This window comes from Saccharopolyspora taberi (assembly GCF_039534165.1).
Lineage (GTDB): Bacteria > Actinomycetota > Actinomycetes > Mycobacteriales > Pseudonocardiaceae > Saccharopolyspora_D > Saccharopolyspora_D taberi.
Genome location: NZ_BAAAUX010000010.1, coordinates 110,394 through 123,125, shown reverse-complemented (window position 1 = coordinate 123,125; position 12,732 = coordinate 110,394). Strand labels below are relative to the sequence as shown.

The following is a 12,732-nucleotide window of genomic DNA, read 5'->3' as shown; positions in this document are numbered from 1 at the left end:
GTATAGAAAATGACTGCAACCCGAACCCAGTGGGCCGCGCTCGCCGCCCTCCTGCTCCCCGTACTCCTGATCTCGGTCGACAACACGGTGCTGAGCTTCGCCGTGCCGCACCTGAGCGAACAGCTGCGACCCAGCGGCGCCCAGCTGCTGTGGATCGTCGACATCTACTCGCTGATGCTGGCCGGACTGCTGGTCACGATGGGCACGCTCGGCGACCGGATCGGCCGCCGCAGGCTGCTGCTCATCGGCGCCACCGGCTTCGGCGCGGCCTCCGCGCTCGCGGCCTTCGCCCCCAGCGCCGAGCTGCTCATCGCGGCCCGCGCGCTGCTCGGCGTGGCCGGCGCGACGCTGATGCCCTCGACGCTTTCGCTGATCCGCAACATCTTCACCGAGCCGCGCGCCCGCACGACCGCGATCGCGGCCTGGACGGCCACCTTCGCGGGCGGCGCCGCCTTCGGCCCGCTGCTCGGCGGGCTGCTGCTGGAGCACTTCTGGTGGGGCTCGGTGTTCCTGATCAACCTGCCGGTGATGGTCCTGCTGCTGGTCGCGGGCCCGCTGCTGATCCCGGAGTCGCGCAACCCGGACCCGGGCCGCTACGACCTGCCCAGCGCGGGCATGTCGCTGCTGGCGATGATGGCGCTGGCCCTGGGCATCAAGGAGTTCTCGGGGATCGCGCTGGCCGTGGCGGCGGTGGCCGGGTTCGCGTTCGTGCGCAGGCAGCGCAGGCTGGAGCAGCCGATGCTGGACCTGCGGCTGTTCGCGAACTCCCGCTTCAGCATCGCGGTCGCCAGCAACCTGCTCGCGGTGTTCGTGATGGTCGGCGGCCTGTTCTTCATGACCCAGTACCTCCAGCTGGTGCTCGGCATGAGCCCGCTGGAGTCCGGGCTGGCGCTGCTGCCGGGCGTCGCGCTGTCGGTGGCCGGGTCGCTGCTGGCCGCCCGGCTGGTCCGCCGGATCCGGCTGGCCGAGCTGCTCGGCGCGGCGATCCTGGTGACCGCGTTCGGCTACCTGCTGATGGTCCTGCTGCCCGCCCGCGACGGCGGCTGGCTGCTGGCGGTGGCGTTCATGGTGGTCGGCTTCAGCGCGGGCATCACCGAGACCGCCACCAACGACACGATCCTGAGCAGCGTGGCCCCGGAGAACGCGGGCGCGGCCTCGGCGATCTCGGAGACCGGCTACGAGCTGGGCGCGGCGCTGGGCACGACCATCCTCGGCAGCGCCCTGACCGCCGCCTACCGCGGCCGGATCGACCTGACCGGCATCCCGGAATCCATAGTGGACACCGCGCGGGACACGCTGGGCGGCGCGCTGGCGGTGGCCGGGGAGTTACCGGCGGAGCAGGCCGACGCGCTGCGCGAGTCGGCGGCGCACGCCTTCACCTTCGGCGTGCACGTGACGAGCGTGCTCGGCGCGGCGATCCTCGTCTTCGCCGCCGCCCAGGCGTGGTGGGTCCTGCGCCGCTGATGCGGAGAAGGGGCGAGTGCCCGCGAGCACTCGCCCCTCCGCCCCCTCGTCAGCCGCCGGGTCAGACCAGGTCGCCGAGGGTCTTGCGGAGCGCGGCGACCGCGTCCACGATCTCCTCGGGCCGGACCGACAACGGCGGCCTGCACCGCAGCGAGTCCGGCCCGGAGGGCAGGAACAACGTGCGGTAGCTGTCCCGCGCGACGGCCAGCGCGCGGTCGCGCTTGGCGGGGTCGTGGAAGCTGACCGCGCACATCAGGCCGCGACCGCGGGCCTGCCCGACCAGCGACGGGAACTCGGCCACCAGCCCGCGCAGCTCGCCGAGCAGCAGCTCGCCCATCTGCCTGCTGTGCTCGAACAGGTTCTCGCTCTCGACGATCTCCAGGATCCGGGTGGCCCGGACCATGTCCACCAGCGATCCACCCCAGGTGGAGCTGATCCGGCTCGCCTCGCGGAAGGCGTTGTCCTCGACCTCCAGCACGCGGCGACCGCCCATGACCCCGCAGACCTGCATCCGCTTGCCGAACGCCACCAGGTCGGGCTCCAGCCCGAGCGCCCGGTAGGCCCAGGCGCCGCCGGTCAGCGCACCGGTCTGAACCTCGTCGGCGACGGTGAGCACGTCGTGCTCCCGGCACAGGTCCTGCATCGCGCGCAGGAACCGGGGCCGCAGGTGCCGGTCACCGCCCTCGCCCTGGATCGGCTCGAAGACGAAGCACGCGATCTCCCGGCCGTAGCGGCGAAGCGCGGCCTCGGCCGCCTCCAGCGCCACCCGCTCGCCCGCCAGCAGCTCCGGGTCGTCCCACTCGTCACCCGGCGGGACGGCCGGGCTCGGGATGCGCGGCCAGTCGAACATCGGGTAGTCCCGGATCTTCGACGGGTCGGTGTTGGTAAGCGACAGCGTGTAGCCGCTGCGGCCGTGGAAGGCGCGCTCCAGGTGCAGCACTCGGCTGCCGCGGATCGCGAACCCCTTGCGCGCGTTGACCTTGGTCTTCCAGTCGAACGCGACCTTCAGCGCGTTCTCCACGGCCAGGGTCCCGCCGTCGATGAAGAACATCAGCGGGAGCTCGGGGTCGCCCACGACCCGCTTGAACGTGTCGGCGAACCGGGCCTGCTCGGCAGTGGCGAAATCCGGGTTCGACGGCTTCACCCGCCCGGCGCGCACCAACGCCAGTTCGAAATCGGGATGCCGCAGCCCGGGGTGGCCGTGCCCGAGCGTGGCGGAGCTGAAGAACATCGTCATGTCGAGGTATTCGGTACCGTCCCGGAGGTCGTAAAGACGACAGCCGTCACCGGCGTCGAGATCGACCACGATATCCATCAGATCACCGGTCACGTGCGCTTTGAGACTGGTGACGGCATCGGTGGAGGTACCGCGCTGGGCGCGGATCCCGCCCGGGTCCACAACTGCGTCCTGCTGGGTCGTCATGATCAGCCTCCCGGCGTCGCTCGGTCACGGTGGCGCCCGTCACTGTCAAGAACTATTACATCAGCGATCCGCGAAAAAGCAACGTTCTTCCGTCAACACTACGTCAAGGCCGAAGATTTTCTTCTGCTCCGGCCCGCGCGACGGAAGATCGTCACCCTGCGTGACGACTGCCGCGTCGACGCCCCACGCACTCATGACCAAATGCCCTGGCGAATTACCAGCCGATACCGAAATCAATCAAGAAAAGGGTTTCACGTCCGCGTCCGGTTCGTTCTTCCGCTTCCGGAAGCATTCCTCGAATGGTCCGCGACGGCGGTGGTGCTAAATTGTTCTTCGCCACCGCGATTTTCCTGCGTAATTCGCCGGCCCGGCGGATTCGAGCGGCTGTCACCTCTCCCCCGCAGGAAAATCCGCGGTGGCTCCGAACCCGTCGAATCCGCACCCGGCCGACGCCCTTTCCACCCGCCGGCCGGGTGCCTCCCCGACGAACGTATGCACTCCAGCGGGTGAAATCAGCGCACCCCAGCGGCGCCGATCCGAATCCCGGATGCGCGGGCAAAACACCGGCGGTCCCGGACCGCCACCGCGTCCACAGGCCGGGTGAACCGAGTAGAGCGCTCCTGCGCCAGCGGCGACGATTGATCCAGGCAGCGGGGGGAGCTCGCATGACCCTGGATCAGTCCACCGGCAGGACGCACGGCGTGGAGTACCTGGTCGACGCCGCCGAGGTGCGCGCGCGCATACACCGGCTCGCCTGCACCGCGCAGACCGTGCGCACCTGCATAACCGGCCACGACAGCGCTCCGGAACTCCAGTCCGGCGGCAGGCGCGGGCTCGTGCTGGTCGAGCCGCGGGCGGCGGCCCGGCCCGGCGCGCTCGACGAGCTGGTGCTGTCGGCCACCCCGGACGTCGAGGTCCGGGTCAACCACGGGCCGCTGCACCGGATGATCGTCTTCGACGACCGGTTCACCCTGCTGCCCTTCGACCTGCTGCGCCTGGGCAGGGGCGCCTACCTGTTCCACGCCGCGGCCACGGCGCCGCACCGCAGCCTGTTCGACCTGCTGTGGAACGAGGCGCGCACCCCGGAAACGCCGGCGAACCAGAGCCTGTCCCGGCGCGAGCTGGAAGTCGCGCGGCTGCTCATCGACGGCGCCACCGACACCGAGGTCGCCGACCGCCTGCACGTCAGCGCCCGCACGGTGCGGACCGTCGTCGCCGGGCTGCAGCAGCGCTACGGCACGCACTCCCGGATGGCCCTGGGCTTCCACCTGGCGCGCGACGAGCGGATCACCGGGGCCCTCATCCCCGCGCCGCGCGGCAGGCAGCAGCCACCCGCCGACGCTCGCTGATTCGCGCGGCGGTGGGGGCTGGTTTCTCGTCGCCGTGCGGTCGTTCCCCGCCGCCGCGAGCTGATTTCCGGCTGCCGCACGCCGGTTCGCCCGCCAATGCGGGCTGATTTCTCCGCCACCGCGGCGCTTGCTTCCCCGCCGCTTCCGGGCTGGTTTCCCGCCGCCGCACGCCGATCTCCCACCATCGCGCGCCGACTCCCCACCACCCGCACTCGGGTTCCCCACCGCCGCGAACGATTCCCACTTCCGCACATGGGTTCGCCCCCAAACGCGGGCCGATCTCCTGCCACCGCACGCCAACTTCCCGCGCCGGTTCCACTGTGGACGTGGCTCATCCCCGCCGCGCCCGCTCCCCCAGCACCCAAAGCACGACGGGGACCACGACCGCCAGCCCCAGCCAGGTCAGCAACCACGCGCCCTGGTCCGGCGGGAGGTGGTGCAGGAACCGGACGTGGATGAGCAGGTGCGGCACGGCGAACGCCAGGAACACCGCCAGCGCGGTTCGGATCATGCCCGGCCGCATGGTCACCGCGGCGACGCCCAGCACGATCGACGTCGCCACGCTCAACGCCCCGTAATCCATCATCAGGTGCGGGTTGTACGGCATCCCCATCCCGACCACGGGGATCGCGAAGAACGCCCGGGGCAGCAGCAGCGCCCAGACTCCCACTCCAAGCTGCGCGACCCCGAGCAGCACCAATCCGATCCGAACCCAAACCCGCACAGCTCAGCCACCTCCGGCACTCGGTCCTCCGGAAGAAGAACAGGACACGAGCGCCGGACGTGACAGGCGCGGTTCAGACGATGTTGAGGTACGCGTGCCGCTGCCGAGCGCCGGGACGTCCGGGTGCTCGGCGAGGACCTTGACGCGGGCGCGGCACGGCCGCGCCCTCGCCCTCCACCTGGCGCAGCGATGACCAACCGGCCGAGAAGCACGCGAACCGGAGACATGCTCCGCTCCGGCGGTCACGGCCGGCGTGCCGGTATGGCATCCCCGGCCGGGGCTTTGCTGCGGCCGTAGTGGTGCGTGGCGAACATGTAGATCACTCCGACGGCTACGACGATTCCGCCGGAGAGCAGCACGATGTAGTTGTCGTACCAGGCCGCCTGCGGTGTCCGCGGCCACGAGATGTTCACCATCGCGCCGATGCCGTAGGCCAGTGCCAGGAGGTTGACCAGCAGTCCCCACCGGCCGAGGGTGAATTCGCCCATCGGCCGCCAGCCCTTCAGCCGGGCCCGCAGCGCGGCGAGCACGACCATCTGGAACGCCAGGTAGATGCCGAGGATCGCGAACGAGACGATCTTGGTCAGCGCGTCGGTGGACCACAGCGAGCCCAACGCGATCAGGGTCGGCACCACTCCGGCCAGAAGCAGCGCGTACGGCGGTACGTGCCGGGCGTGGGAGAAGCGGCGCAACAGCTTGTAGCCGATGATCATCTCGTCTCGGGCGTAGGAGTAGGTGAGCCGCCCGGCCGCCGCCTGCAGGCTGATGGTGCAGGACAGGAACGAGATCAGCACGACGGCCATCACGACCCGCGCGCCCACTGCGCCGAACGCACTGTTGAGCACGTTGATCAGCGGATCGGGATCCGCACCGGAGATGACCTTCCCGAAGTCGGGGACGGCCAGCAGCAGCGTCAGGCAGGCGAAGGTCGCCGCAGCTCCGCCGATGTAGATGGTGCGCCGCATCGCCTTCGGCACGTTCTTGCCCGGGTGCGGCACTTCCTCGGCGGTGTCGCCGCACGCCTCGAAACCGTAGTACTGGTAGAAGCCGATGATCCCGGCGGCCAGGAACACGGGCAGGTAGGCCCCGCCGTGGGCAGCGCCGAAACTGTCGAACAGCACGCCCAGGCCGTGGAAGCGGTGTGTCGTCAGCAGCCAGATCCCGACGCACAGCGCCCCCACCAGTTCGCAGGAGAACCCGATGATCGCGGCCATCGACAGCACCTTCGTGCCGCCGTAGTTGATCAGGGTCGCCACGGCGATCAGGGCGATGGTGCACAGCACGTTGTTGATCACAGTGGGCGGGAAGCCGAACAGCAGCGCGATGTAGGGGCCGGCGCCGTAGGCCACGCTGGTGATCGTCACCAGCAAGGCCCACAGGTAGACCCAGCCGGACATCCACGCCCAGCGCTTGCCCCACAACCGCCGCGCCCACGGGTAGATGCCGCCGGCGAGCGGGTACTGCGCGACGACCTCGCCGAAGACCAGGGCGACCAGGAACTGCCCGGCACCGGCGACCAGGAAGCTCCAGATCATCGGCGGCCCGCCGGTGGCCAGGGCGGCACCGAACAACGTGTAGGTGCTGACCACGGGCGACAGATAGGTGAAACCGAGGGAGAAGTTCGCCCACAGGCTCATCTCCCGGCGGAATTCGGTGGTGTAGCCGAGTTCGCTCAGCCGCACGTCGTCAGCACTGCTGTCAGCGCGGTCCGAAGTGGACATGACGCCCCCTGGTCAGGTTCAGATCAGGTCGACCGCGCGCTCGGCGGCCATGAGCACCGCGACCATGGGGCTGATGCTCGGCATGGCCGGGAAGAACGAGGGGTCCACCACCCGCAGCCGCCGCAGGCCCCCGACTCGCAGTTGCGGATCCACACCTTCGCGCTCGTCCACAACAGATTGGGCACCCCGACCACCCCCGAATGCGGATACCGGAATCGTGCCTCTGCCCCGAGGCTCCCGCGACCCGAAAGCCCCAGGCCACGCTGCGTGCCTAACGCAGCACCAGGATCAACGGAGCCTTCGCACCCATCGGCACCTACCCTTCGGTAATCGGGAGCGGGACGGCCCGAGCACCAGTAGCCTGGCTACCTACCTACGCAGAGCGTTTAGGTCCCGGATAGGTAAGTTGCCCGACGAGGATCAGGGTTGCCTCAGTAAGCCTTGTCACTCACCACCCGCAACAAGGAGCTGCTCATGATCCCCGTGTGCCGTGTCGACGAGCTCCCGGCCGGTGAGTCGATCCGGGTTCTCGCTGACGCCCCCATCGCCGTGTTCAACGCCGACGGCGAATTCTATGCGGTGGACGACACGTGCACCCACCAGGACGCCTCGCTGTCGGACGGCTTCCTCGAAGGCTGCTACGTCGAATGTCCCCTGCACGCCGCCTTCTTCGACCTCCGTACCGGCATGCCCACCTGCCTGCCCGCCAAACGTCCCGTGCGCACCCACCACGTAATGGTCGCCGACGGCGTCATCTACGTGCACGTGGCCACCCAGCACCGAGCGTTGCAGGATCTTGCCCGGGAGCAAGGAGGAGAAGAAGGAGTCGCATGAAGCCACCGTCGCCGGGGCTCACCAGCCGACTTCTCAGCCGCCCAGCAGCTCCGCGTGCCGGGCGGCGCCGGCAAGGGCGGCGCTCAATACCTGCGTAGATCTCGAGACATCACAGCTGCCGCTGGCACACGCACAGGGCAACGCATTGCCGCATCGACGAGTTCCGCACGGAACGCCGGCTGCACCGAACAACGGAATTCACGCTCGCCGGCGAAGCATGCCGGCACATTTCCAATCCGATCGCAGTAATATCGATCATCAAGATTCCGCGCGACCTGCGGAAAAATCGACGAACTCAACAAAACGGGGATGCAATCGATGCTGCACACTGACGGAACCCCGGTGCCCGCTCACCGTTCCGGATCGAGCACGCCGAATTCAGGTCGCACGCTGCTTATCGACGGCGAGTGGGTCTCGGCAGCCGCGGGCGGCACCCGCGAGATCCGGTGTCCCGCCAACGGTGAGCCGGTGGCCACGGTCGACGAAGCCGACCGATCGGATGTCGAGCGCGCCATCGCCGCCGCCCGCCGCGCCTTCGCCGACGGCGTCTGGGCGAACACTTCGGCGTGGCAGCGCGGTGACCTGCTGATCCGCGTCGCCGACATCCTCGTGCGGGACAAGGACGAGTTCGCCCGCGCCGAGTCGCTGGACACCGGCAAGCGCCTGGTGGAAAGCGAGTACGACATGGACGACATCGCCGCGTGCTTTCGCTACTTCGGCAAAATCGCCGGAACCGACGCCGGGCACGTCGTCGACACCGGATCGCCGGATGCCATCAGCCGGGTGCAGTACGAGCCAGTTGGTGTGTGCGGCCTGATCACGCCGTGGAACTATCCGCTGCTGCAGGTCGCGTGGAAGGTCGCGCCGGCCATCGCGGCTGGCAACACCTTCGTGCTCAAGCCCAGCGAGCTCACGCCCAGCACCGCGATCCTGCTGATGCGTGCGCTCGCCGAGGCAGGTCTGCCCGCCGGGGTCGGCAACCTGGTGCTGGGCACGGGCGCCGAAGTCGGCTCGGTGCTGGCCGAACACCCCGACATCGACCTGGTGTCGTTCACCGGCGGCCTGCACACCGGCAGGCTGATCTCGGCCGCCGCCGCGCCGACGGTCAAGAAGGTCGCCCTGGAGCTGGGCGGCAAGAACCCCAACATCGTCTTCTCCGACGCCGACTTCGACACCGCCGTCGACTACGCCCTGATGGCGGTGTTCCTGCACTCCGGCCAGGTCTGCTCGGCGGGCGCGCGGCTGATCGTGCAGGACGACCTGCACGACGCGCTGGTCGACGAGATCGTGCGCCGCGCGGAGCAGATCCGCATCGGCGGCCCGTTCGACGACGACGCCGAGACCGGGCCCCTGATCTCGGACGCGCACCTGCGCAAGGTCGAGGACTACGTCGCGAAGGCCATCGCCGAGGGCGCGGTGCTGCGCACCGGCGGCTCGCGGCCGGACGGCGAGAAGTACGCGAACGGGCACTACTACCTGCCGACCGTGCTGGACGAGGTCAAGCAGGGTTCCTACGCCGTGACCGAGGAATCGTTCGGGCCGGTGCTCACGGTCGAACGATTCACCGACGAGGACGACGCCGTGCGCATCGCCAACGACACGAACTACGGCCTGGCGGGTGCGGTGTTCACCTCCGACCCGGGCAGGGCCCAGCGGGTGGCCAACCGGCTGCGGCACGGGACTATCTGGATCAACGACTTCCACCCCTACCTGCCGCAGGCGGAATGGGGCGGTTTCAAGCAGTCCGGGATCGGCCGCGAACTCGGCCGCGCCGGACTCGGCGAGTACCAGGAGGCCAAGCACGTGTACCAGAACCTCCGGCCCGGACCGCAGAACTGGTTCGGCGGAGAATAAGGAGGAATCCGCCGGGAGGAACACCGCCGACCGGCTCCAGTAGATCACGTCCGGCCGTTAATCAATCCCCGCCGGATCGGACGGCTGGTTTCATTTTTGCGCGCAAGATCACCCCCGCCTTCCCTTTTCGCTCCCGAGGAAAGGAAAGGCCGGGAAAGGAGTTCTGGGCATGAGCGCACCCACTGACGATGTCGGGCTCAACGAGTTCGGCTACACCAACAAACTGAAGAGATCCCTCGGCGGTTTCCACACCTTCGCCGCCGGAATCAGCTACATCTCGGTGCTCACCGGCACCTTCCAACTGTCCTACTTCGGCATCTCCTTCGGCGGTCCCGCCTACTGGTGGTCCTGGCCGGTGGTCTTCGTCGGGCAGTTGTTCGTAGCGCTGAGCTTCGCCGAACTGGCTTCGCGCTACCCGATCGCCGGCAGCGTCTACAACTGGTCGAAGAAGTTGGGCGGCCAGCACGTGGGCTGGCTCGCGGGCTGGATGATGCTGCTGGCCTCGATCGTCTCGATCGCGGCGACGGCGCTGGCGTACCAGAAGACCCTGCCGGAGATCTGGTCGGGCTTCCAGTTCATCGGCGACGGCACGGGACCCACCGACGAGGCCGTCAACGGCGTCGTGCTGGCCACCGTGCTGATCGTGTTCACCACCCTGGTCAACGCCTTCGGCGTGAAGCTCATGGCGCGGATCAACAGCGCCGGGGTGTTCATCGAGCTGGTCGCCGCAGTGCTGCTCGTGGTGGTGCTGGCGTTCGCCGCCGTCCGCGGGCCGGAGGTCGTGCTGGACACGCAGGGCACCGGCGCGAACTACGCCACGGGCTACCTGGGGGCGTTCCTCGTCGCCGGAATCGCCTCGTCGTACGTGATGTACGGGTTCGACACCGCCGCGTCGCTGGGCGAGGAGTCGATCAACCCGCACCGCAACGCGCCGAAGGCGGTCCTGCGCGCCCTGGTCGCGTCGTTCGTCCTCGGTGGTTTGATCATCCTGCTGGCGCTGATGGCGGCGCGGAACATCCACGGCCCGGAGATGAGCGAGACCGGCCTGCAGTTCGTACTCAACGACGCGCTGGGGCCCTGGGTCGGCCGGGTCTTCCTGACGACGATCTTCATCGCGATAACCGTGTGCGTGCTCGCGGTGCACACCGCGGCGATCCGAATCGCGTTCGCGATGGCGCGTGACAACGCGCTCCCGGGCGGGCAGAAGCTGGCGCGGGTCAGCCCGCGGTTCCAGACCCCGGTGGTGCCCGCGGTGGTCATCGGCGTGCTGGCGGTGGCCCTGCTGGTGGTCAACATCGGCCAGCCGCAGATCTTCTCCGCCATCACCAGCCTGGCGATCATCCTGATCTACGTCTCGTACCTGCTGGTCACGGCCCCGATGCTGGTCGCGCGGCTGCGCGGCGAGTGGTCCTCGGAGCGGCGGCAGGGCCGGTTCAGCCTCGGCAGGTTCGGACTGCCGGTGAACGTCCTGGGCGTGTTGTGGGGTGCGGGCATGACGGTCAACCTTGCCTGGCCGCGCAAGGAGGTCTACAACGCCGAGCCGCCGTACCACTGGTACCTGCAGTACAGCTCGGTGCTGTTCGTCGGCGTCGCCGCGGCGGCAGGATTCGCCTACTACTGGTTCGTCCAGCGCCGCAAAGTCGGCGTGCTCGCCGAGCACGCTTCCAGCCCTGAAACGACCGGGGCCACTTCGGACACCGAAGTCACAACCGCCATTTCTTTTGCCAGAAACGGAGATTGCGCATGACCGATCAGTTCGACTACGTCGTGGTGGGCGGTGGCAGCGCCGGTGCCGCGGTCGCGGCACGGCTCTCGGAAGACCCCGACGTCACCGTCTGTTTGCTCGAGGCCGGACCGTCCGATGTGGGCGACAAGGCGATCCTGGAGCTCAACCGCTGGATGGGGCTGCTGGAGTCCGGATACGACTGGGACTACCTGATCGAACCGCAGGCCAACGGCAACTCGTTCATGCGGCACGCCCGCGCCCGCGTGCTCGGCGGCTGTTCCTCGCACAACTCGTGCATCGCGTTCTGGGCCCCGGCCGAGGACCTCGACGAATGGGAGTCGATGGGCGCCACCGGCTGGGGCGCCAAGGACATCTTCCCGCTCTACAAACGGCTGGAAACCAACGACGGCCCAGGCGAGCACCACGGCCGCAGCGGTCCGGTGACCCTGCGCAGCGTCCCGCCGAAAGACCCGTGCGGCGTCGCGCTGCTGGAGGCCTGCGCGCAGGAGGGCATCCCGACCACGGAGTTCAACTCGGGCAAGACCGTGGTGCACGGCGCGAACTGGTTCCAGATCAACGCCCGCGAGGACGGCACCCGCTCGTCGTCGTCGGTGTCCTACCTGCACCCCGTCCTGGACCGGCCGAACCTGGCGATCCGCACCCAGGCATGGGCCAAGAAACTCACCTTCGACGGCACCCGGGCCACCGGCGTGCAGTACCTCGACCCGGACCTGATCCACACCCGGACGGTGACCGCGCGCCGCGAGGTGGTGCTGTCCACGGGCGCCATCGACACGCCGAAGCTGCTGATGCTGTCCGGCATCGGCCCGGCCGAGCACCTGCGGGAGTTCGGCATCGACGTGCTGGTGGACTCCCCCGGCGTCGGCTCCACCCTCCAGGACCACCCGGAGGGCGTGATCAGCTGGGACGCCAGGCAGCCGATGGTCACCGACTCCACGCAGTGGTGGGAGATCGGCATCTTCACCACCACCGAGCCGGGCCTGGACCGGCCGGACCTGATGTTCCACTACGGCTCGGTGCCGTTCGACATGCACACCGTGCGGCAGGGCTACCCGACCTCGGAGAACAGCTTCTGCCTGACCCCGAACGTCACCCGCGCCCGCTCCACCGGCACGGTCCGGTTGCGCAGCCGGGACTTCCGGGACAAGCCGAAGGTCGACCCGCGCTACTTCACCGACCCGCACGACATGCGGGTGATGACCGAGGGCATCAAGCTCGCCCGCCGCATCGCGGCGCAGCCGGCGCTGCGGGACTGGGCCGGTGCCGAGCTGCACCCGGGCCCGGACGTGGTCACCGACGACGAAATCGCCGACTACATCAAGCGCACCCACAACACCGTCTACCACCCGGCGTCGTCGGTGCCGATGGGCGCCGACGACGACCCGACCAAGCCGCTGGACGCACGCCTGCGGGTCAAGGGCGTGCAGGGCCTGCGGGTCGCCGACGCCTCGGCGATGCCGTTCCTGGTGGCGGTGAACCCGAACATCACCACCATGGCCATCGGTGAGAAGTGCTCCGACATGCTCAAGGAAGACAACCGCTGAAAGGCCGCCCCCGACACGCCATGGTGTGCGGTTTCGCTTGAAACTGCGGGGAGACTCCCCAATCCAGGGGAG

General features: G+C 68.9%; 10 protein-coding genes. 6 read left to right on the top strand and 4 right to left on the bottom strand.

The features are described 5' to 3' along the window. The first annotated feature begins 9 nt into the window (after positions 1–9). Positions 10–1,464: an MFS transporter gene (locus ABD691_RS08890; RefSeq protein WP_344679022.1), complete on the top strand. Its 1,455-nt coding sequence runs from the start codon at positions 10–12 to the stop codon at positions 1,462–1,464. 61 nt (positions 1,465–1,525) lie between these two features. On the opposite strand, the gene lat is transcribed toward ABD691_RS08890, so the two are convergent. Continuing rightward, positions 1,526–2,887, bottom strand: a complete 1,362-nt coding sequence (gene lat, locus ABD691_RS08885) for an L-lysine 6-transaminase (protein ID WP_344679021.1) — start codon at positions 2,885–2,887, stop codon at positions 1,526–1,528. A 665-nt stretch (positions 2,888–3,552) separates the two neighbouring features. Here lat and ABD691_RS08880 point away from each other — a divergent pair. Then, complete coding sequence (locus ABD691_RS08880; RefSeq protein ID WP_344679020.1) at positions 3,553–4,236, top strand: helix-turn-helix transcriptional regulator; 684 nt, start codon at positions 3,553–3,555, stop codon at positions 4,234–4,236. Positions 4,237–4,567: 331 nt separating this feature from the next. Here ABD691_RS08880 and ABD691_RS08875 read toward each other — a convergent pair whose 3' ends face one another. From ABD691_RS08875 to ABD691_RS08865, 3 genes are all read right to left on the bottom strand, one after another. Beyond that, positions 4,568–4,960: a hypothetical protein gene (locus ABD691_RS08875; RefSeq protein ID WP_344679019.1), complete on the bottom strand. Its 393-nt coding sequence runs from the start codon at positions 4,958–4,960 to the stop codon at positions 4,568–4,570. Positions 4,961–5,202: 242 nt separating this feature from the next. Beyond that, a complete protein-coding gene (locus ABD691_RS08870) occupies positions 5,203–6,681 on the bottom strand; it encodes an APC family permease (protein ID WP_344679018.1) in 1,479 nt (492 codons plus the stop codon). Between the two features lie 18 nt (positions 6,682–6,699). Continuing rightward, positions 6,700–6,852 carry a GMC oxidoreductase gene (locus ABD691_RS08865; protein WP_344679017.1) on the bottom strand — a complete coding sequence of 51 codons (153 nt, stop codon included), beginning with the start codon at positions 6,850–6,852 and terminating at the stop codon, positions 6,700–6,702. 303 nt (positions 6,853–7,155) lie between these two features. Here ABD691_RS08865 and ABD691_RS08860 point away from each other — a divergent pair, with 303 nt between their 5' ends. The 4 genes from ABD691_RS08860 to ABD691_RS08845 all read left to right on the top strand — a co-directional run bounded on the left by ABD691_RS08860 (position 7,156) and on the right by ABD691_RS08845 (position 12,660). Next, a complete protein-coding gene (locus ABD691_RS08860; protein WP_344679016.1) occupies positions 7,156–7,515 on the top strand; it encodes a bifunctional 3-phenylpropionate/cinnamic acid dioxygenase ferredoxin subunit in 360 nt (119 codons plus the stop codon). A gap of 318 nt (positions 7,516–7,833) precedes the next feature. Further along, positions 7,834–9,369, top strand: coding sequence for an aldehyde dehydrogenase family protein (locus ABD691_RS08855; RefSeq protein WP_344679015.1), 1,536 nt, complete (start codon positions 7,834–7,836; stop codon positions 9,367–9,369). A gap of 169 nt (positions 9,370–9,538) precedes the next feature. Further along, positions 9,539–11,116, top strand: a complete 1,578-nt coding sequence (locus ABD691_RS08850; protein ID WP_344679014.1) for an APC family permease — start codon at positions 9,539–9,541, stop codon at positions 11,114–11,116. Continuing rightward, positions 11,113–12,660, top strand: a complete 1,548-nt coding sequence (locus ABD691_RS08845) for a GMC family oxidoreductase (protein ID WP_344679013.1) — start codon at positions 11,113–11,115, stop codon at positions 12,658–12,660. Before ABD691_RS08850 ends, ABD691_RS08845 begins: the two co-directional genes overlap by 4 nt. Positions 12,661–12,732 lie beyond the last annotated feature (72 nt).